This window comes from Pseudomonas sp. B16(2017) (assembly GCF_002113205.1).
GTDB lineage: Bacteria > Pseudomonadota > Gammaproteobacteria > Pseudomonadales > Pseudomonadaceae > Aquipseudomonas > Aquipseudomonas pharyngis.
In genome coordinates this window covers 332,737-353,077 of the sequence record NZ_NEKA01000001.1, presented here as the reverse complement: position 1 = coordinate 353,077, position 20,341 = coordinate 332,737, and the positions used below count along the sequence as shown (strand labels likewise).

Sequence of the window (20,341 nt, the reverse complement as noted above, 5' to 3'; positions counted from 1 at the left end):
CAATGAGCACTAGCGCAGCACAACAGAACGCCGCAGAAAACGGCGAATACAGCATCCTCGACAGCATCATCGCCGAAACCCGCCTGACGCCGGACGACGAAGCCTACGACATCGCCAAGCGCGGTGTGTCGGCGTTCATCGAAGAGCTGCTCAAGCCGCAGAACAACGGTGAGCCGGTCAAGAAAGCCATGGTTGACCGCATGATCGCCGAGATCGATGCCAAGCTCAGCCGTCAGATGGACGAAATCCTGCACCACCCGGACTTCCAGGCCCTGGAATCGTCGTGGCGTGGCCTGCAACTGCTGGTCGACCGCACCAACTTCCGCGAAAACATCAAGATCGAAATCCTCAACGTCTCCAAAGAAGACCTGCTGGACGATTTCGAAGACTCGCCGGAAGTCATGCAGTCGGGCCTGTACAAGCACATCTACACCGCTGAATACGGCCAGTTCGGTGGTCAGCCGGTTGGCGCGATCATTGCCAACTACTACATGTCCCCAAGCTCGCCGGACGTGAAGCTGATGCAGTACGTGTCCAGCGTAGCCTGCATGTCCCACGCACCGTTCATCGCCGCCGCCGGCCCGAAATTCTTCGGCCTGGAAAGCTTCACCGGTCTGCCGGACCTGAAGGATCTGAAAGATCACTTCGAAGGCCCGCAATTCGCCAAATGGCAGAGCTTCCGTACCTCGGAAGACTCCCGCTACGTTGGTCTGACCGTGCCGCGTTTCCTGCTGCGTAACCCGTACGACCCGGAAGAAAACCCGGTCAAATCGTTCGTGTACAAGGAAAACGTTGCCAACAGCCACGAGCACTACCTGTGGGGCAACACCGCTTACGCGTTCGGCACCAAGCTGACCGACAGCTTCGCCAAATTCCGCTGGTGCCCGAACATCATCGGCCCACAGAGCGGCGGCGCGGTTGAAGACCTGCCTCTGCACCACTTCGAAAGCATGGGCGAAATCGAAACCAAGATTCCTACCGAGGTTCTGGTTTCCGACCGTCGTGAATACGAACTGGCCGAGGAAGGCTTCATCTCCCTGACCATGCGTAAAGGCTCCGACAACGCGGCGTTCTTCTCCGCAAGCTCCGTGCAGAAGCCGAAGTTCTTCGGCATCAGCGCAGAAGGCAAGGCTGCAGAGCTGAACTACAAACTCGGCACCCAACTGCCGTACATGATGATCGTCAACCGCCTGGCTCACTACCTGAAAGTGCTGCAGCGCGAGCAACTCGGTTCGTGGAAAGAGCGTACCGACCTCGAGCTGGAACTGAACAAGTGGATCCGCCAGTACGTGGCCGACCAGGAAAACCCGAGTGCCGAAGTGCGTGGCCGTCGTCCGCTGCGCGCTGCGCAAGTGATCGTCAGCGACGTTGAAGGCGAGCCGGGCTGGTACCGCGTCAGCCTGAACGTGCGTCCGCACTTCAAGTACATGGGTGCCGATTTCACCCTGTCGCTGGTTGGCAAGCTGGACAAAGAGTAAGAGCGACTCATGGACGGATACGGCAGCCTTTTCGAACGCCTCAACGGCGACGCGGAACTACGCAAGGGCAGGAGCCTCGAGGCTTCGGCCATGGCGTCGGTGGCTGCCCATCTGGCCAAAATGCTCAGCACCCGGGCCGGCAGCGTGCAAACGCTGTCCGACTACGGGTTGCCCGATCTCAATGACATGCGCCTGAGCCTGCACGACTCCCTGAGTCAGGCCCGCCTGGCCATCGAAAGCTTCATCGAAGCCTACGAGCCGCGCCTGAGCAACGTGCGTGTCATTTCCCTGCCGCGTGACCACGATCAGCTCCGCCTGGCCTTCAGCATCGAAGGCCTGCTGGAAGTCGAGGGTTTCAAGCGTCAGGTCAGTTTCTCCGCGCGCCTGGATGGCAGCGGTCAAGTGAAGGTCAACTAAGGAGAACCCCGATGTCTGGCAAACCTGCAGCACGCGTATCCGACCCCACCGCTTGCCCGCTCCCCGGCCACGGCACCAACCCGATCGCCGCCGGTTCCGGCGACGTGTTCTTCGACGGCCTCGCGGCCGCCCGCGAAGGCGATGCCTCCGCGTGTGGTGGTGCGTTGGTCGGCGATCTGGCGACCACGGTTCTGATCAACGGCAAACCGGCCGCCACGGTCGGTTCGGTTGGATCTCATGGCAATAAAGTCACGGCTGGATCCGGGACGGTGATTATCGGCAATTCGCATTCGCCGGCGCCGTTTGTGCCGCCGTTGCCGGTGGAGATTCAGTGGCCGTTCAACGAGCACTTCGTAATCAATTGTCAGGACAGCGGGAAACCACTGGCTGGCGTTGCATACACGCTGAAAACCGCTTCAGGAAAAATCATCAACGGTGTTACCGGTGCCGATGGCAAGACCCAGAAAATTTCTTCAGATCAAGCTGAAGCCCTGGAGTTGGTGATTGAGCAGCAAACAGAAGTAATGATTGGCTGAACGCCAGGCTGGTTTCTGGAAATGAACTTTTGATTCTGGTGTGAGTTGAGGATTCTGAAATGGCAGACACAGTAGTGGCATCTAGTTTGACTCCGGCGAGCAATAAAACTGGAAAGTCTACCGTCGTGCGCCATTTCAAAGTGAGCGATATCCCAGCTGCGATGGACAAGATGAAGTGGCCAGTGGCTGCAGCACTAATGCGCCATTGGTTTAAAGGTGAACCCTGGAAAAATGCCAGTGGCGGGATGGAGAAAGAGGAGAAAGAACACACCCGGCCAATGCCTGAACAATATATTGAGGAAGATATAGTCAAGATGGACTGGGTGCTTAAGTTCAAGAAGCCCAGTGATACTCGACAAGAGTTGAAAGGGGCATGGAATAACGAAAAAGCCATGCCTGAAATCAAGACAAATATCTTGCGGGCGTTTGGCAAGTCCGGGCCTGGTTGTTATCCAGTAAAGTTCAATGGCAAGGGGCGTGCAGCCGAGAAGTTTGGCTACTTCAACTCACGCGCCGTTACGTTCAGTCAGATGGGTGGCGGTGAGCTGGACGAGTTGCGTGGGGCATTGGCGAATTTCAACATGCGCGTTATCGCCGAAGGCGTTGTAAACGTCTTTGACAAAAAAATCGTGTTTGTTGCAGACCGCTTGGGCTATTACGTCGAAGACAACTATGACTTTAATGACGGTGACGACTTCATCAGTCAGCCGCTCGGGTACTGGAATTTCGATGGTGTCGCCGGAGTTGTCGAGGCCAACGCGCAGAATATAGCGATTGATCAAGAAACCGCCGGGATTATGCAGTCATCCATTTTTGGGATGAGTGAAACGTCAGAAAAGCGGTTTGTGGAAATGGCTAACAAGCGATTTTTCTTTATTCAAAACAAACATTTTGTGGAATACAGAAAGCTTCACGGTAAAGGTGGGGACTTCAAGCTTTTTTCCGATATTTTTTACGAAAGTATCGCTCCTGTTTCCATTGAGCTGGTGAGAAGTTGATGCGAATCAGAAGGCATGCATGGGTACTCCTTTTCCTGATTGTTGCGATCAGTGTTTTTATTATTTCCTTGAAAAGTATGCTGGAGCGCGAAGCCAGCAGTTCTGTACTTAGTGAGTCAGGGAACTATCTTATTGAAAATGTTTCCGTCAGAGGCCCTCTCGTACCTTTTGATGACCTGGCTTACTTGCGAATTACCGACAAAAGAGATTCGAATGCAGTATTTCGCTCTCCTTTGTATGACCGTAGCTCAGTGGACATGCGCTCTCACGAAGACGCAGGGGTTGTGGGCATTGTCTGGATTGATTTCTACAAGCGTGATCAGCACTTCGGCATTCGCATGCCGGAATGGAAAACGCATTGGCTCAACCGTTTTATCAGCAATACCCCTTATGAAGTCATTGGGAATGATTGAACTCAGCGTTCGTTATAAAGCACTGTTTTTTTCATGAGTTCCACTACCAGGCAGGTAACCCGTGTCCTTTAACCACTACTACCAAAGCGAACTCACCGCACTGCGCCAACTGGGCCGCCGTTTCGCCGAGCGTAGCCCGGCGCTGGCGCCGTTCCTGGGGCAGGCCGGGCGGGATCCGGATGTGGAGCGGTTGCTGGAAGGCTTTGCGTTTCTGACCGGGCGGCTGCGCCAGAAACTCGATGACGAGCTGCCGGAGCTCAGCCATTCGCTGATGCAATTGCTGTGGCCGAACTACATGCGTCCGCTGCCGGCGTTCAGCATTCTGCAGTTCGATCCGCTCAAGCGTTCCGGGCCGGCGCTGAAGGTCGAGCGTGACACGCCGATCGAGAGCGTGCCGATCGAAGACGTGCGCTGCCGCTTCCGCACCTGCTACCCGACCGAAGTCATGGCACTGGATCTGGCCGCACTGAACTACTCGGTGAAGGGTGACGGTTCGCTGCTCAGCCTGCGTCTTGAGATGAGTGCCGACGGCCACCTCGGCGAGCTGGAGCTGAGCAAGCTGCGCCTGCACTTTGCCGGCGAGCGCTATATCAGCCAGATGCTCTACCTGAGCCTGCTGCGCAACCTCGAGGGCATCGAACTGATCCCGCTTGACGGCGCCGGCAAGCCTATCGATGGCGTGAGCGGCAAGCCGATGGCGTTCAAGATTCCGGGTGACCGGGTCAAACCAGTGGGCTTTGCCGAAGAAGAAGCGTTGATCCCGTATCCGCTGAACACCTTCCGCGGCTATCGCTATCTGCAGGAATACTTCGCCTTCCAGGACAAGTTCCTGTTTGTCGATGTCCACGGTCTGGACATTCTCAAGGCGCTGCCGGAAGACACGCTCAAGCAGATGCGCGGCCTGGAATTGCGCTTCGACATCCGCAAGAGCGGCATCATGCGCATGCGTCCGACCCTGGATAACGTGAAGCTGTTCTGCACGCCGATCGTCAATCTGTTCAAGCACGACGCACTGCCGATCCGCCTCGACGGCAAACAGGACGAATACCTGCTGCTGCCGGCTGAATACGATCTGGAAAACTGCGGCGTGTTCTCGGTGGAAACCGTAACCGGCTGGAAACCCGGCGGCCTCGGTTATCAGGAGTACGTGCCGTTCGAATCCTTCGAGCACGACCCGAGTTTCGACGTGCCCAACAGCCGTCCGCATTACAGCATCCGCCAGCGTTCGTCGCTGTTGCACGACGGCCTCGACACCTACCTGAGCTTCGGCATCCGCCACACCGAAGCCCATGAAACCCTGTCGATCGAGCTGGTCTGCACCAACCAGAACCTGCCGCGCAAACTCAAGCTCGGGCAGATCTGCATGGCCTGCGAAGAGACCCCGGAGTTCCTGAGTTTCCGCAACATCACCCCGGCCACTTCCAGTTTCGCGCCGCCGCTGAACCGTGACTTCCTGTGGAAGCTGATCAGCAACATGTCGCTTAACTATCTGTCGCTGGCCGACGTCAATGCACTGAAGGTGATTCTCGAAACCTACGACCTGCCGCGCTACTACGACCAGCACGCGGAGAAGGTCAGCAAACGCCTGCTCGGCGGCCTCAAGCACATCAAGCATCACCACGTGGACCGCTTGCACCGGGGTCTGCCGGTACGCGGTCTGCGCACCGAACTGACCATCGACCCGGAAGGGTATATCGGTGAGGGCGACCTGTTCGTCTTCGCCTCGGTTCTCAACGAGTTTTTCGCGCTTTACGCCAGTCTCAATTCATTCCATGAGCTGCGGGTAAAAAGCACACAGGGAGAGGTGTACCAATGGACACCACGTATGGGCCTGCAGCCCCTGCTTTAAGCGGGCTGACGAAGGTAATACGCGAGTACTCGCTGTTTCAGGCCGTGCTGCTGGTGATCGACCGGCTGCGCGATGCGCACCCGTACCTGAGCGAAGACGATTTGTACGACCAGCTGGAATTCCAGGCCAACCCGAGCCTCGGATTTCCGCGCAGCGACGTCGATCGCGTGGAGTTTTTCGAAGAGCACGGGCAGATGCGCGCGCGCCTGCGGTTCAACCTGATCGGTCTGGTCGGTTCCGGTTCACCGTTGCCGGCGTTCTATGGCGAGCAGGCCTTGGGCGACAGCGAAGACGGCAACCCGACGCGCAACTTCCTCGACCTGTTCCACCATCGCCTGCAACGGCTGATGCTGCCGATCTGGCGCAAATACCGTTACCGCGCGAGCTTCCAGAGCGGCGCGGTCGACCCGTTCTCGTCACAGCTGTTCGCCCTGATCGGCCTCGGCGGCGACGAGATCCGCAAGGCCAAGGAACTGAACTGGAAACGCCTGCTGCCGTACCTCGGCCTGCTCAGTCTGCGGGCGCACTCGGCGGCGCTGATCGAAGCGGTGCTGCGTTACTACTTCAAGCACGAAGACCTGGTCATCGAGCAGTGCATCGAGCGCCGCGTGGAGATCCTCGAAGAGCAGCGCAACCGCCTCGGCTTCGCCAACAGCCTGCTCGGTGAAGACCTGGTGCTGGGCGAACGCGTGCGCGATCGCAGCGGCAAATTCCGCATTCACATCACCGAACTCGACTGGGAACGCTTCCACGAATTCCTGCCCATCGGTTTCGGTTACCAGCCGCTCTGCGCGCTGGTGCGGTTCACCCTGCGTGACCCGCTCGATTACGACATTCGCCTGGTGCTGCGCCCGGAAGAAATCCGCGAACTGCGCATTGGTGAGAAGAACGACTGTCGCCTGGGGTGGACCAGTTGGCTGGGCTGCGAGAAAGCAGACGGCGTGGTGACCCTGGGCAGCAAAATTCATTAAGGACGTGAGCCATGATCAACGTAGACCTGCAACAACTCATCCAGGCGCTGGACGCCGAAACCCGTCGCGATCTGGAGCGTTCGGCCGAGCGCTGCGTGGCCCGTGGCGGCAGCAAGATTCTGGTCGAAGACTTGCTGCTCGGCCTGCTGGAGCGCCCGAACGGTCTGCTCTCCCGTGCGCTGCAGGATGCCGACGTTGATGCCGGCGAACTGAGCGCCGCCCTGCAATCGCGGGTCGAGCACAGCGCTTCGCGCAACCCGGTGTTCGCCCCGGAACTGGTGCAGTGGCTGCAAGACGCGCTGCTGGTGGCCAACCTTGAGCTGGGCCAGACCTCGGTCGAAGACGCGGCGCTGATCCTCGCGCTGCTGCGCAACCCGATGCGCTACGCCGGCAGCCGCTACCAGCCGTTGCTCGCCAAACTGAACATCGATCGCCTGAAGGAGTTTGCCCTGTCGCAACAGCCTCAGGCAGCGGCCAACGGCAAACCGGCCGCTCAAGGCGAGTCGTTGCTGGAGCGCTTCACCCACAACCTGACCCAACAGGCCCGCGACGGCAAACTCGACCCGGTGCTGTGCCGTGATGGCGCGATCCGCCAGATGGTCGACATCCTCGCCCGTCGCCGCAAGAACAACCCGATCGTGGTCGGTGAAGCCGGTGTCGGTAAAACCGCCATCGTCGAAGGCCTGGCCTCGCGCATCGCTGCCGGTGAAGTGCCGCAGGTGCTCAAGGGCGTCGAGCTGCTGTCGCTGGACATGGGCCTGTTGCAGGCTGGCGCCAGCGTCAAAGGTGAATTCGAGCGTCGTCTGAAAGGCGTGATCGACGAGGTCAAAGCCTCGCCGAAGCCGATCATCCTGTTCATCGACGAGGCCCACACTCTGATCGGTGCGGGCGGCAATGCCGGCGGTTCCGACGCGGCCAACCTGCTGAAGCCGGCACTGGCTCGTGGCGAACTGCGCACCATCGCCGCGACCACCTGGGCCGAGTACAAGAAATACTTCGAGAAAGACCCGGCGCTGGCCCGTCGCTTCCAACCGGTTCAACTGCACGAACCGACCGTGAGCGAAGCCGTCACCATCCTGCGTGGCCTGGCTCAGGTCTACGAAAAGAGCCACGGCATCTACCTGCGCGATGACGCAGTGGTTTCCGCGGCGGAACTGTCCGCCCGTTACCTGGCCGGTCGGCAACTGCCGGACAAGGCTGTCGATGTGCTCGACACCGCGTGCGCCCGTGTTCGCATCAGTCTCGCCGCCGCCCCGGAAAGCCTGGAGCGCCTGCGTGGCGAACTGGCTGAAGGCGGTCGTCAGCGTCAGGCCCTGCGTCGCGATGCCGAAGCCGGTCTGCTGATCGACCACGAAGCGCTGGAGGCACTGGAAGCGCGTCTGGACGAAGCCGAAGCGGAAAGGGTCGCACTGGAAACCCAGTGGACCGAGCAGAAACAACTGGCCGAGCGTCTGCTGGAACTGCGCCAGCAACTGGCCAAGGCCCGTGAAGCCGCTGCGGTCGAGCCGGTGGTCACCGTTGAAGAAGACGCCGAAGGCACGGTGATCGAAACCGTTGCTGCTGAGGTTGAAGAAGGCCAAAGCGTCGAAGCGCTGGAAGCACAACTCAACGAAACCCACAGCGCCCTGACCGCCGCTCAGGTCAAGGAGCGTCTGGTCAGCTTCGAAGTCTGCCCGCGTCTGGTGGCTGAAGTGATCAGCGCCTGGACCGGCGTGCCGCTGGCGCAACTGGCCCGCGAACACAACGCCAAAGTCGCAAGCTTCGCCACCGACCTGCGCACCCGCATCCGTGGTCAGGAACAAGCCGTGCATGCACTGGATCGCTCGATGCGCGCCACCGCTGCCGGCCTGAACAAGCCTGATGCACCGGTCGGCGTGTTCCTGCTGGTCGGCCCGAGCGGCGTCGGCAAGACCGAAACCGCCCTGGCGCTCGCCGACCTGCTGTACGGCGGCGACCGTTTCATCACCACCATCAACATGTCCGAGTTCCAGGAGAAGCACACCGTTTCCCGCCTGATCGGTGCACCGCCAGGCTACGTTGGTTACGGCGAGGGCGGCATGCTCACCGAAGCCGTGCGCCAAAAGCCGTACTCGGTGGTGCTGCTCGATGAAGTCGAGAAAGCCGACCCGGACGTGCTCAACCTGTTCTACCAAATCTTCGACAAAGGCGTGGCCAACGACGGCGAAGGGCGCGAGATCGACTTCCGCAATACGCTGATCCTGATGACCTCGAACCTGGGCAGCGACAAGATCAGCGACCTCTGCGAAGACGGCGCGCGTCCGACCGCCGAAGTGCTGGAAGAAACCATTCGCCCGGTGCTCAGCAAACACTTCAAACCGGCGCTGCTGGCGCGGATGAAAGTGGTGCCGTACTACCCGGTCGGCGGCCCGGTGCTGCGCGAGCTGATCGAGATCAAGCTCGGCCGTCTGGGCGAGCGTCTGAACCGTCGCCAGCTGGATTTCACCTGGTGCCAGAACCTCGTCGATCACCTGTCCGAGCGCTGCACGCAAAGCGAAAGCGGTGCACGCCTGATCGACCACTTGCTCGATCAGCACGTGCTGCCGCTGGTGGCCGACCGTTTGCTCGACGCCATGGCCACCGGTGAAAGCCTCAAGCGCGTGCATGCGACGCTCGACGGTGAAGCCAGCGTGACCTGCGAGTTCGCCTGAGGTGAGTGTGATGTTCACTCAAGTGCCGCAGCCACTGCTCTATGCCGAAGCCTTGCTGGCGCAGTTCGCCAGCCTGTCGCGCGCGGCGGACGGTGCTGCGCTGCTGGGTGACTTCGTGCGCGGCCTGGCCGGGCTGAGCGGGTGCGAACTGACCCAGCTGTATCTGCTGGATGCCACGCACACGTCGCTGGGGATGAACGCCGAATGCCTCGACGGCGTGCTGCAACCGCGCAGCGCGGCGAGCCTGCCGGCCGACTACAACGGCGAGCAACTGTTGCAGTTCGCCCTGTGCCAGAACCGCGTGGTGTGCTTCGACGACCTGGGCGGCAGCTTGCACGAAACCAGTTTTCTGCCGGCGTCGTCCACGCCGTGGCAGTCGCTGTTGTGCGTGCCGCTGGTCAATCAGCAGAAGGCCGTCGAAGGCCTGTTGCTGTGCGCCAGCCGTCGCCACATCAACCTGCAAGGGTTTGCCGATTCCCTCGGCCAGCTTGGCTCGTTCGTGCTTGGTCAACTGCACTTGCTGCAGCGTCTGCGCCAGCCAGTGGATGCGGCCGCGCCGGTCGTGCGCAGCCTGCCGAGTGCCAGCGGCTATGGCCTGATCGGCAAGAGCGCGGCGATGCGCCAGACCTACTCGCTGATCAGCAAAGTCCTGCACAGCCCGTACACCGTGCTGTTGCGTGGCGAGACCGGCACCGGCAAGGAAGTGGTCGCGCGGGCGATCCACGATTGCGGCCCGCGCCGGTCCCAGGCGTTCATCGTGCAGAACTGCGCGGCGTTCCCGGAAAACCTGTTGGAAAGCGAGCTGTTCGGCTACCGCAAGGGTGCGTTCACCGGTGCCGATCGCGACCGCGCCGGGCTGTTCGACGCGGCCAACGGCGGCACTCTGTTGCTCGATGAAATCGGCGATATGCCGCTGTCGCTGCAAGCCAAGTTGCTGCGCGTATTGCAGGAAGGCGAGATCCGTCCGCTGGGTTCTAACGACACTCACAAGATCGACGTGCGCATCATCGCTGCGACGCACCGCGATCTGTCGGTGCTGGTCAGCGAAGGTAAATTCCGCGAGGACCTGTACTACCGTCTCGCGCAATTCCCGATCGAATTGCCGGCCCTGCGTCAGCGCGAAGGCGACATCCTCGACCTGGCCAAGCACTTTGCTGACAAGGCCTGCACTTTCCTGCAACGTGACCCGGTGCGCTGGTCGGACGCAGCGCTGGAACACCTTTCCGGTTACACCTTCCCCGGCAACGTGCGTGAACTCAAAGGCCTGGTCGAGCGGGCGGTGCTGTTGTGCGAGGGCGGCGAGTTGCTGGCCGAACATTTCTCGCTGCGCCTGGAATCGGCGCCGGTGCCGGAAGACCACTGCGGCCTCAATCTGCGTGAACGACTGGAAGCGGTCGAACGCAATCTGTTGCTCGATTGCCTGCGCAAGAACGACGGCAACCAGACGCTCGCCGCCCGCGAACTGGGCTTGCCGCGCCGCACGCTGCTGTACCGGCTCGGCCGCTTGAACATCAATCTGGGTGATTTCGATGGGTAGGCGAAAGTCCGTCGGATTCACCTCGAACACCTATTTCAGCGCCGCCCGCGAGGGTCGGCGCTTTGTGCTTTGTCTACACCTGGAGACCCTCTGATGTCTGTTCGTCACTGGCACGCTGTCCTGCTGACCCTCGTCGTTCTATGCGGCCTCGGCGGTTGCAGCGGCAATTACAAATTCAACGATAACGATTACCGCCCGTTGGGTGATCCGCAGGCGGTCAATCGCGGCAAGTGACCGCAAGGAGCATCAAACATGGAATTGGTTTTCGAAATGCTGAACACCAAGCAGTTCGTGCCCACCGAGCTGTGCCAGCGGACCTTCAAACAGGCCGGTGGCGTGATCGGGCGGGGCGAGGACTGCGACTGGATCATCCCTGACCGCAAGCGTCACTTGTCCAATCACCACGCGATTGTCAGCTATCGTGAGGGCACGTTTTTCCTGACCGACACCAGCAGCAACGGTGTGCAGGACGGCGACAGCGGCGCACGCCTGCACAAGGGCGAACCGGTGCGCATCGAGCACGGCAGCACCTACGTGCTGGGCGACTTCGAGATTCGCGCACGACTGGTGCGCGACCCGGCGACGTTCGACGGTGAAGTCGGCCTGCCGCGTGCCGCCGGCAGCATCATTCCGGACGACGCGTTCCTCGACCTCGACCCGCTGAAGTCGCTGGAGCAGCAAGAGCGCGTGTACTCGGAATTCGAGGAAATGCTCGCACCGGTGACCGACCCTGAAGACTCCCGTCAGCGCGCCGACTACGCGCGCATCGACATGGAAAGCCTGATGGTGCCGGAGCTGATCGTCGAGCCCACGCCTGAGCCCGCACCGGCACCGAAAGCGGTGGAGCGTCAGAGCGAAACCTTCTGGGATAAATTCGGCGCGGCCCTTGGCGTGAACGTGAAGAACCTCAGCCACGACGAGCGTGAAGCGCTTGCGCTGAACGCTGCACGTCTGCTGCGCCAGAGCATCGGCGGTCTGCAACAGAGCCTGCGCACCCGTTCGGAGCTGAAAAACGAACTGCGTCTGGCCCAGACCACCGTACAAGGCACCAACAAGAATCCGCTGAAATTCGCCGTCGATCCGAGCGAAGCGCTGGACATCCTGTTGCAACCGCACAAGCCGGGCCATTTGCCGGCCGAGCAGGCGATCTCCCGGGCGTTCCGCGATTTGCAGGCGCATCAGGTGGCGCTGCTGACCGCCAGCCGCGCGGCGGTGCGCGGCACTCTGGAGCACTTCTCGCCGGAGCAGTTGACCCTGCGTTTCGAGCGCGACAACAAGCCGTTGCTCGCCACCGCCGGCGGGCGTTGGAGAGCGTTCAACCGTTACCACCATGCGCTGCGTCAGGACGACGACTGGAGCGAGCGCCTGCTGGCTCGAGACTTCGCCCAGGCCTACGAAGAACAGATCCGCCTGATCTCCACCCTCCACACCGACCACCAAGGATGATGCGCATGTCTCGCCGCTCGACCGCTTTTTTCAAGACGCTGACCGCGCTCACCCTGTTGGTGCTGCTCGCCGGTTGTTCGTCGCTGTCGCCGTATTCGAAAGTGACCAAGATCAACCTGAAGCTGACCGGCAGCGATCAGCTGAACCCGGATCTCAATGGTCGTCCGTCGCCGATCGTGGTGCGCCTGTTCGAGCTCAAGCACCCGGTGACCTTCGAGAACGCCGATTTCTTCAGCCTCTACGAGCGCGCCAAGGAATCCCTCAACCCGGATCTGGTGGCCAGCGAAGAACTCGAACTGCGCCCGGGTGAAACCGTGGAACTGAAGCTCAGCGTGGAGGAGGGCAGCCGCTTCATCGGTATCCTCGCCGCGTACCGCGACCTGCCGGAAACCAAATGGCGCCACACGTTCCCGATCACACCGCTGGAAGTCACCGAAGCCGATCTGACCCTGGATCAGGCCGGTATCCGCAAGACCAACGAAGTGCTCGCCAAGGCGGATGACTGATCATGAATACCCATAAAGTCATCTGGCAGGAAGGCATGCTGCTGCGTCCGCAGCACTTCCAGCACAACGACCGCTACTACGATCACCAGATGAAGACCCGCACCCGGTTGCTGGGCGGCTACACCTGGGGTTTCCTGAATCTGGAGATCGACCTGCAGTTCCTCAACATGGGCAAACTGGTGATCAGTGAAGCCTCGGGGATCCTGCCGGACGGCAGCCTGTTCGAGCTCGGCGGCAACACCGAGCCGCTGGCGCTGGACGTGCCGCCGAACACCGGCAACACGCCGATCTACCTGGCGCTGCCACTGGTCACCGGTAACCACATCGAGGCCCGTCGCCCGGAGCAGTCCGACGTGCTGGCGCGTTACACCGCGTATGACGCCGAAGTGGCCGACTCCAACGCCGGTGATGATTCCGCCAGCCAGGTCAGTTGCGGTCGCCCGGACTTCAAGCTGTTGCTCGGCGAGCAGCAGAGCGATCAGGCCTACGTGAAGCTGAAGATCTGCGACGTGCTCGACACCACGCCGGACGGCGTGATCAGCCTCGATCCGGATTTCGTCCCGACCTACATTCAGGCCCACGCCTCCAGCTACCTGCTGTCGTGCCTGAAAGAAGTGATCAGCATGCTCGGTCACCGGGGCGACACCATTGCCGAGCGCATCCGTTCGAACGGCAAGGTCGGCGGCGCGGAAATTGGCGACTTCATGATGCTGCAATTGATCAACCGCACCGAACTGCTGCTGCGCCACTACCTGGGTCTGGAGCAGGTTCACCCGGAAGAGTTGTACCGCACGCTGCTGACCATGCTCGGCGATCTGGCGACCTTCTCCAGCGACAGCAAACGCCCGCGTCTGGACAGCCGTTACTCCCACGCTGACCAGGGTGCGAGCTTCCGCAAACTGATGGAGTCGATCCGTCAGGTACTGTCGATGGTGCTGGAACAGCACGCCATCGAACTGATCCTGCAAGCGCGTCAGTACGGGATCATCGTGTCGCCGCTGCACGACCACAAACTGCTGGGCTCGGCGTCGTTCGTGCTGGCAGCCAGTGCCAACTGCGACTCCGAAGAACTGCGCAACCGCTTGCCTGCGCACCTCAAGGTCGGCCCGGTGGAGCGCATCCGCCAACTGGTCAACCTGCACCTGCCGGGGATCAAGGTCAAACCGTTGCCGGTGGCCCCGCGGCAGATCGCGTTCCACTCCAACAAAACCTATTTCATCCTCGAACTCAGTTCCGAAGACCTGGCACAACTCGAGCGCTCCGGCGGCTTCGCGTTCCACGTGTCCGGCGAATTCGCCGAGCTTGAACTGAAATTCTGGGCCATCAGGAACTGACCGACATGATCAAGGACATGGAACACAACCAGGACGACAAAACCGTCCTGCTCGACCGTCAGGGCCATGGCCCGGCGGCGAGTCCGCTGACCGACTTCGCCGCGCCACCGCGCTTCGAGCAACTGGAAGAACGGATGATCTACGCCGCGCGCCTGCGCCCGGCGGAGGCCTTCAACATCAGCCTCAATTCGCTGGTGGCGGCGTCGTCCGAACTGCTGTCGGAAGTGGTGCGCCTCAAGCACAGCGAAACCCGCGAAGACCTCTACGCGCTCAACGAGCGCCTGACCGCCGGGCTCAAGCTGTTCGAAGTGCGCGCCCTGCACAACGGCGCCGAAAGCAGCCAGGTGATGGCCGCCCGTTACGTGCTCTGCACCGTGGTCGACGAAGCCGTCGTGACCACGCCGTGGGGCAATGAAAGCGAGTGGTCGCAGATGAGCCTGCTCAGCAGCTTCCACAACGAAACCTTCGGTGGCGAGAAGTTCTTCCAGCTGCTCGATCGGCTGTCGAAAAACCCGGTCAAGCACCTGCCGATGCTGGAGCTGATGTACCTGTGCCTGTCCCTCGGTTTCGAGGGCAAGTACCGCGTACAGGCGCGCGGCATGCTGGAGCTCGAAGGCATCCGCGACGCCCTGTACCGGCAGATCCGTCAGTTGCGTGGCGACGTGCCGCGCGAATTGTCGCCGCAGTGGGAAGGCCTCAACGATCAGCGTCGCAATCTGGTGCGCATCGTGCCGGCGTGGATGGTGGTGCTGTTCACCTTCGTCTGTCTGGTGATGATGTATTCGGGCTTCGCCTGGGTCTTGGGCGAGCAGCGCGACACCGTTCTGCAACCATATCAGCCGCTTGATCCGGCCGCGGCCTCGCCGCAGTCGCAGCCGTAAACAGGGACGTGTGATGAAAAAGTTTTTCAAGAAAGTCGGCGCCTTCCTGCGCCAGACCTGGGTCTGGACCTTGCTGCTGGTGCTGTTCGTGGCGCTGCTGGTGTGGTTCGTCGGCCCGTTGTTGGCAGTGGATGACTACAAGTTCTGGGAAAGCGCGACTTCGCGTCTGCTGACCATCAGCGTGCTGTTCCTGATCTGGGGCCTGACCATGGTCTTCGTCAGCTGGCGCGCCGGTATCCGCAAGAAAGCCGTCGAAGAAACCGAAGACGGCCAGGACCGTATCCGCCGCGAAGAGTTGATCGACGAAGAGCAGAAAGAGTTGAAGGAGCGTTTCAAGGACGCCCTGAAAACCCTCAAGACTTCGAGCCTGTATCGCGGCCGCAGCGAACGCTGGCGCAATGACTTGCCGTGGTACTTGCTGATCGGCCCGCAGGCCAGCGGCAAGACCAGCCTGCTGGACTTCTCCGGGCTGGAATTCCCGATCAACAAGATCGACCGCAAGTTGACCCGTGACACCCACGGAACCCGTCATTGCGACTGGTACTTCGCCGACCACGGTGTGCTGATCGACACCGCCGGCCGCTACCTGACCCAGCCGGATGCAGAAGTCGACGGCAGCGCCTGGACCACCTTGCTGGAACTGTTGCGCAAGCGTCGTCGCGGTCGTCCGCTGAACGGCGTGCTGGTGACCATTCCGGTGGAAACCCTGACCGGTGGCAGCGAACAGGACATCGAAACCCTGGCCCGCCAGGTGCGTGCGCGTCTGCAAGACGTCTATCAGAAGCTGCACGTCGATGTGCCGGTGTATCTGGTGCTGAGCAAGGCCGACAAGCTGCTGGGCTTCGACGAGTTCTTCGACCAACTGACTCGCGAAGAAAGCGATCAGGTGCTGGGTACCAGTTTCCGCAAGGATCAGGTCGGCACCGACGTGACGGTGCTGCGCAACGAGTTCGAAGAGCTGCTGCGTCGCCTCAACAGCCAGGTGATCATGCGCATGCACTCCGAGCGCGACACCCAGCGCCGTGGCCGCATCCTCGACTTCCCGCACCAGATGGGCCAGATCGGCGAGCGTCTCTGCCTGCTGGTCGACATGGCGTTCACCGGCAACCGCTACCAGCGTGCGACGCAACTGCGTGGTTTCTACCTGACCAGCGCACCGCACCTGACTCAGGAAATGGATTCGACCACCGCCGGCATCGGCGCGAGTCTGGGCATGAGCGCCGGCGTGCTGCCGACGCTGCGCAGCGGTCGTTCGCGTTTCATCCATCACTTGCTCAGCCGGGTGATTTTCCCCGAGGCCGATCTGGCCGGTCTGGACAAGCGCGAGCGCAGCCGCATCCACTGGGGCCAGCGTGCGTTGTACGTCGGCGCACTGGGTGCGCTGGTGCTGTTCGGCATGCTCTGGGCCGGTGGTTTCTCGGCCAACTACGAGCGTCTGGAAAACCTGCGCAATCTGGCGCAGAACTGGACGCAGCAACGCACGGCACTGTCGCCGCGCGATGACGCCATGGGCGCACTGAAAACCCTCGACACCAGCTACGCTGCCACCCAGGTGTTCCCGAAAAAAGGCGACGCGGCGTACCACGAACGGATGGGTCTGTATCAGGGCCAGGACGTCAATCCGGTGGTCAAGGAGGCTTACGAGCACGAGCTTGAAAAGCAACTGCTGCCGCGCGTTGCAACGATGCTTGAAGGCCAGATCCGCGCCAACATGAAGGACCGCGAAAAGCTGATCAACAGCCTGCGCGCGTACCTGATGCTGAACATGAAGGATCGTCGCGACGCGGCATGGCTCAAGGACTGGATCGCGGCGGACTGGTCGCAGCGTTACACCGGCAACACCGCAGTGCAGAACGGTCTGAACACGCACCTCGAGCGTCTGTTGCAGCAGCCGTTTATCTATCCGCTCAACGAGCAACTGGTGGCCCAGGCGCGTCAGATCCTGCGCAGCGAGTCGCTGGCGACCGTGGTTTACCGCATGCTCCGCGAGCAGGCGCGCAACCTGCCGGATTACCGTTTCAGCCAGCACCTCGGGCCGCAGGGCTCGCTGTTCATTGGCACTGAATACGTGATTCCGGGCTTCTACACCCAGACCGGCTATCAGCAGTATTTCTCGGTCCAAGGCGCATCGCTGGTGACCGACATCCTGCGTGACAACTGGGTGCTGGGCGAAGGCGCCGGCATCAGCGACATGGACTTGCGTCGCCTGATGGTCGAGCTGGAGCAACTGTACTTCCGCGACTATGCCAACTACTGGAGCGAGGCCGTTGGCCAGGTGGCGCTGCCGCCGATCAGCGATGCCGGTGAAGGCGCCGAGCAACTGGCGGGCCTGACCTCGGCCAACTCGCCGGTGCTGGCGCTGCTGACCGAAGTGCGTGAGAACACCCGCTTCCCGGCAGCTCCTGAACCGGTGGATGAAGCCGGTGACGCTGCCGATGCGCTGGCGGGGCAGAAGGGCAAACTGGGCAAGGTCGGCAAACTCGCTTCGGCGTTGACGGACAAGGCTGCGGCCATGAACGTGGCGAAGAACCTGCCGGACACGGCCAAGAAGTCCCTGCAACGTCGCTTCGAGCCGCTGCATAAACTGCTCGACGACAACAACGGGCCGGCCGCTGACCTGACCCCGGCCTTTACCGCGCTCAACGACCTGCAACTGCAACTGGCGGGCCTTGCCCGTTCCAGCACACCGGAGCAAGCCGCGTTCGAACTGGCCAAGACCCGCATGAGCGGCCAGCGTGATGCGCTGACCAATCTGCGCAATGCGTCCGGTCGTCTGCCGCGTCCGCTGAGCGTGTGGTTCAACGTGCTGGCCGAAGACTCGTGGCGCCTGGTGCTCAACGATGCCTACCAATACCTGAACGGCCGTTATCAGAACGAGCTGTACAGCGTGTATGGCAAAACCATCAGCAAGCGCTATCCGTTCAGCGCGTCGAGCACCAGCGACGTGGCGATCAGCGATTTCCGCGAGTTCTTCCGGGCTCAAGGCACCATCGACCGCTTCTTCGACAGCTACATGCGTCCGTTCGTCAGCGGTGATCCGGGCAACTACCGGATGCGCAGCATCGACGGTCGCAGCCTGCCGGTGTCCAAGGTCTTCCTCGACCAGATGGCGGCGGCCCTGAACATTCGCCAGAGCTTCTTCTCGATCAACCCGGCCGAGCCGACCGTGCAGTTCAAGCTGGAGCCGTACACCCTCGATCCGGCGGTCAGCCGTTCCGAGTTCAAGTTCGGCGACAAGACCATGGAGTACCGCCACGGTCCGATCCTGCCCATGAGCTTCAAGTGGCCGACCGATGCTGAAGACGGTCGCACCAGCCTGGTCATGGACAAGATGGCCGGGCGCCCGATCGGTATCGAGAAGAACTCCGGCCCGTGGTCGCTGTTCCGTCTGTTCGACCTGATGCAGACCGAGTACCTGACCGGACGCGACGTGCTGGTGCTCAAAGCCGACGTGGGTGGCCTGCGCGCCAACTACCTGCTGACCAGCCAGCGCACGCCGAACCCGTTCGACATGGGCGTGCTGCGTACCTTCCGTATGCCGGTGCAGCTCTGATGCTGGTGGCCAGTCCCTGGCGCAGCGCGGCGCGAACCGACCCGGGCAAGGTGCGGTCGCGCAACGAAGATGCCTTCCTCGACACCCCGCAGCATGGGCTGTGGGTGGTCGCGGACGGCATGGGCGGTCATCAGGGTGGCGACATCGCCAGCCAGTTGATCGTCGCCAGCCTGGCTGAACTGCCGCAGCACGAAGACTTCGACGAACGCCTCAAAGCCATCCGCCAGTGCCTGCACTGGCTGAACCGGCGCCTGGGGCAAGAGTTGACCGTCACCGCCGGGCGCCACGACAGCATCATGGGCAGCACCGTCGTGGCGCTGCTGGTGGAAGGCAATCGCGCGGCCTGCATCTGGGCCGGCGACAGTCGTTGTTATATGTGGCGCGGGCAGCGGTTGTATCAGCTGTCGAAGGATCACTCGCTGCAACAGCAATTGATCGACGAGCAACAGATGAGCGTCGAACAGGCAGCGGCGCACCCGGCGGCCCAGGCCCTGACCCGGGCGGTCGGCGCGGCGGAACAACTGACGCTGGATGTGCTGGAGCTTGAGGTGTATCCGGGCGATGTATTCCTGCTGTGCAGCGATGGTTTGTATCAAGGCCTGAGCAGCGATGCCCTCGGCAACGCCCTCAGCCTGGCGGCGCCACATGTGGCGCTGGAACGTCTGTTCGACGGTGCCCTGCGGGGCGCCGCCCGCGACAACCTGACGGCCGTGGTGATTCGCCAATGACTGAAATCGAATCCTCAGTCGACGACTTGCTGATGAGCGAAGAGCAGGCCAACAACCTGACCTATTTCGCTTTTGCAAAGCAGCACAACGCCGAACCCGCGCTGGCGCCAACCAAGGCCAGCGTCGGCGCACTGCCGGATGTTCTGGCAGGCCGCTACCACCTCGAGCGTCTGCTCGGGGCCGGTGGCATGGGTGCGGTTTACCGGGCCCGGGATCTCCTGCACGAGCAGTTCGGCGATCCCGATCCTTACATTGCGCTGAAAATCCTCAGCGAAGAATTTGCCGAGTCGCCGGATGCCAGTGCCTTGCTCTACAGCGAGTTCGCCCTGACCCGACGCCTGCGCCACGACAATGTGCTGCGACCGCACACGTTCGAAGTGGACACCGATTGCCAGCGGGCCTTCATCACCATGGAACTCATGCGTGGCCTGACCCTGGACAAACTGCTCTGCGAGCGGCCGCTGGGCCTGCCGTGGAAAGAACTGCGCGACATCGCGCTGCCGCTGCTCGACGCGCTGGCCTACGCCCACCGTCGCGGCGTGCTGCACGGTGACATGAAACCGAGCAACGTCATGCTCAGCGAAGACGGCGTGCGCCTCTTTGACTTCGGTCTCGGGCAGGCCGAGGAGGGCATCCTGCCCGGCCTGCCGCACCTGAGCCGCGAGCGCTTCAACGCCTGGACCCCGGGCTACGCCGCCCCCGAACTGCTTGAGGGCCAACCGCTGTCGGCCAGCGCGGACGTGTACGGCGTGGCCTGCGTGATCTATGAACTGGCGGGCGGCAAACACCCGTTCCGCCGCTTGCCCTCGACCCAGGCCCGTGACGAACACCTGGAGCGCGAGCTGCAAGCCCCGGCAAATCTACCGACACACTGCTGGCCCGCGCTGCGCACCGCGCTGGCCTTTGACGCGGCAGAGCGCAACATTTCTGCCGAACAATTGCGTGACGCCTTGGGCGCCACTTCGTCCTGGCTGCAGCGTTTGCGGCTGAGGGCGTAACGGATGACATTCGAACAGGGAGCACTT

At 61.7% G+C, this 20,341-nt stretch carries 17 protein-coding genes; all 17 read left to right on the top strand.

Annotated elements, in window-relative coordinates:
- Nucleotides 1-2 precede the first annotated feature (2 nt).
- The 17 genes from tssC to CAG25_RS01625 all read left to right on the top strand — a co-directional run bounded on the left by tssC (nt 3) and on the right by CAG25_RS01625 (nt 20,314).
- Nucleotides 3-1,478, top strand: coding sequence for a type VI secretion system contractile sheath large subunit (tssC, locus tag CAG25_RS01705; protein WP_011336600.1), 1,476 nt, complete (start codon nt 3-5; stop codon nt 1,476-1,478).
- A gap of 9 nt (nt 1,479-1,487) precedes the next feature.
- Nucleotides 1,488-1,895: a type VI secretion system baseplate subunit TssE gene (gene tssE / locus CAG25_RS01700; protein ID WP_039765135.1), complete on the top strand. Its 408-nt coding sequence runs from the start codon at nt 1,488-1,490 to the stop codon at nt 1,893-1,895.
- 11 nt (nt 1,896-1,906) lie between these two features.
- On the top strand, nt 1,907-2,431 hold the full coding sequence (locus tag CAG25_RS01695) for a PAAR domain-containing protein (protein ID WP_085612411.1): 525 nt from the start codon (nt 1,907-1,909) through the stop codon (nt 2,429-2,431).
- A gap of 59 nt (nt 2,432-2,490) precedes the next feature.
- Nucleotides 2,491-3,429 (top strand): DUF6402 family protein, encoded by a 939-nt coding sequence (locus CAG25_RS01690; protein ID WP_085612410.1) that lies wholly within the window; start codon nt 2,491-2,493, stop codon nt 3,427-3,429.
- Entirely contained in the window at nt 3,429-3,842 is a 414-nt protein-coding gene (locus CAG25_RS01685) for a hypothetical protein (RefSeq protein WP_085612409.1), read from the top strand. The genes CAG25_RS01690 and CAG25_RS01685 overlap by 1 nt, the downstream gene beginning before the upstream one ends.
- A 61-nt stretch (nt 3,843-3,903) precedes the next feature.
- A complete protein-coding gene (gene tssF, locus CAG25_RS01680; protein WP_039765144.1) occupies nt 3,904-5,691 on the top strand; it encodes a type VI secretion system baseplate subunit TssF in 1,788 nt (595 codons plus the stop codon).
- Nucleotides 5,655-6,662 carry a type VI secretion system baseplate subunit TssG gene (gene tssG / locus CAG25_RS01675; RefSeq protein WP_085612408.1) on the top strand — a complete coding sequence of 336 codons (1,008 nt, stop codon included), beginning with the start codon at nt 5,655-5,657 and terminating at the stop codon, nt 6,660-6,662. The genes tssF and tssG overlap by 37 nt, the downstream gene beginning before the upstream one ends.
- Nucleotides 6,663-6,673: 11 nt before the next feature.
- A complete protein-coding gene (gene tssH / locus CAG25_RS01670; protein WP_085612407.1) occupies nt 6,674-9,331 on the top strand; it encodes a type VI secretion system ATPase TssH in 2,658 nt (885 codons plus the stop codon).
- Nucleotides 9,332-9,341: 10 nt separating this feature from the next.
- Entirely contained in the window at nt 9,342-10,868 is a 1,527-nt protein-coding gene (locus CAG25_RS01665; protein WP_085612406.1) for a sigma-54-dependent Fis family transcriptional regulator, read from the top strand.
- A 93-nt stretch (nt 10,869-10,961) separates the two neighbouring features.
- Nucleotides 10,962-11,102: a hypothetical protein gene (locus CAG25_RS01660; RefSeq protein WP_003229566.1), complete on the top strand. Its 141-nt coding sequence runs from the start codon at nt 10,962-10,964 to the stop codon at nt 11,100-11,102.
- An 18-nt stretch (nt 11,103-11,120) separates the two neighbouring features.
- Nucleotides 11,121-12,314: a type VI secretion system-associated FHA domain protein TagH gene (gene tagH / locus CAG25_RS01655; RefSeq protein ID WP_085612405.1), complete on the top strand. Its 1,194-nt coding sequence runs from the start codon at nt 11,121-11,123 to the stop codon at nt 12,312-12,314.
- A gap of 5 nt (nt 12,315-12,319) precedes the next feature.
- Nucleotides 12,320-12,820 carry a type VI secretion system lipoprotein TssJ gene (tssJ, locus tag CAG25_RS01650; RefSeq protein WP_011336587.1) on the top strand — a complete coding sequence of 167 codons (501 nt, stop codon included), beginning with the start codon at nt 12,320-12,322 and terminating at the stop codon, nt 12,818-12,820.
- Nucleotides 12,821-12,822: 2 nt separating this feature from the next.
- Entirely contained in the window at nt 12,823-14,154 is a 1,332-nt protein-coding gene (tssK, locus tag CAG25_RS01645) for a type VI secretion system baseplate subunit TssK (protein ID WP_039765155.1), read from the top strand.
- A gap of 5 nt (nt 14,155-14,159) precedes the next feature.
- A complete protein-coding gene (gene icmH, locus CAG25_RS01640) occupies nt 14,160-15,035 on the top strand; it encodes a type IVB secretion system protein IcmH/DotU (RefSeq protein ID WP_064600459.1) in 876 nt (291 codons plus the stop codon).
- 13 nt (nt 15,036-15,048) lie between these two features.
- Nucleotides 15,049-18,588 carry a type VI secretion system membrane subunit TssM gene (gene tssM / locus CAG25_RS01635; protein WP_085612404.1) on the top strand — a complete coding sequence of 1,180 codons (3,540 nt, stop codon included), beginning with the start codon at nt 15,049-15,051 and terminating at the stop codon, nt 18,586-18,588.
- Nucleotides 18,588-19,316, top strand: coding sequence for a PP2C family serine/threonine-protein phosphatase (locus tag CAG25_RS01630; RefSeq protein ID WP_039765158.1), 729 nt, complete (start codon nt 18,588-18,590; stop codon nt 19,314-19,316). The genes tssM and CAG25_RS01630 overlap by 1 nt, the downstream gene beginning before the upstream one ends.
- Nucleotides 19,313-20,314 carry a serine/threonine-protein kinase gene (locus tag CAG25_RS01625; protein ID WP_011336582.1) on the top strand — a complete coding sequence of 334 codons (1,002 nt, stop codon included), beginning with the start codon at nt 19,313-19,315 and terminating at the stop codon, nt 20,312-20,314. The genes CAG25_RS01630 and CAG25_RS01625 overlap by 4 nt, the downstream gene beginning before the upstream one ends.
- Nucleotides 20,315-20,341 lie beyond the last annotated feature (27 nt).

Coding starts and splice junctions, on each gene's coding strand:
- tssC (WP_011336600.1), top strand. CDS start 3: ATGAGCACTAGCGCAGCACAACAGAACGCCGCAGAAAACGGCGAATAC.
- tssE (WP_039765135.1), top strand. CDS start 1,488: ATGGACGGATACGGCAGCCTTTTCGAACGCCTCAACGGCGACGCGGAA.
- CAG25_RS01695 (WP_085612411.1), top strand. CDS start 1,907: ATGTCTGGCAAACCTGCAGCACGCGTATCCGACCCCACCGCTTGCCCG.
- CAG25_RS01690 (WP_085612410.1), top strand. CDS start 2,491: ATGGCAGACACAGTAGTGGCATCTAGTTTGACTCCGGCGAGCAATAAA.
- CAG25_RS01685 (WP_085612409.1), top strand. CDS start 3,429: ATGCGAATCAGAAGGCATGCATGGGTACTCCTTTTCCTGATTGTTGCG.
- tssG (WP_085612408.1), top strand. CDS start 5,655: ATGGACACCACGTATGGGCCTGCAGCCCCTGCTTTAAGCGGGCTGACG.
- tssH (WP_085612407.1), top strand. CDS start 6,674: ATGATCAACGTAGACCTGCAACAACTCATCCAGGCGCTGGACGCCGAA.
- CAG25_RS01665 (WP_085612406.1), top strand. CDS start 9,342: ATGTTCACTCAAGTGCCGCAGCCACTGCTCTATGCCGAAGCCTTGCTG.
- CAG25_RS01660 (WP_003229566.1), top strand. CDS start 10,962: ATGTCTGTTCGTCACTGGCACGCTGTCCTGCTGACCCTCGTCGTTCTA.
- tagH (WP_085612405.1), top strand. CDS start 11,121: ATGGAATTGGTTTTCGAAATGCTGAACACCAAGCAGTTCGTGCCCACC.
- tssJ (WP_011336587.1), top strand. CDS start 12,320: ATGTCTCGCCGCTCGACCGCTTTTTTCAAGACGCTGACCGCGCTCACC.
- tssK (WP_039765155.1), top strand. CDS start 12,823: ATGAATACCCATAAAGTCATCTGGCAGGAAGGCATGCTGCTGCGTCCG.
- icmH (WP_064600459.1), top strand. CDS start 14,160: ATGATCAAGGACATGGAACACAACCAGGACGACAAAACCGTCCTGCTC.
- tssM (WP_085612404.1), top strand. CDS start 15,049: ATGAAAAAGTTTTTCAAGAAAGTCGGCGCCTTCCTGCGCCAGACCTGG.
- CAG25_RS01630 (WP_039765158.1), top strand. CDS start 18,588: ATGCTGGTGGCCAGTCCCTGGCGCAGCGCGGCGCGAACCGACCCGGGC.
- CAG25_RS01625 (WP_011336582.1), top strand. CDS start 19,313: ATGACTGAAATCGAATCCTCAGTCGACGACTTGCTGATGAGCGAAGAG.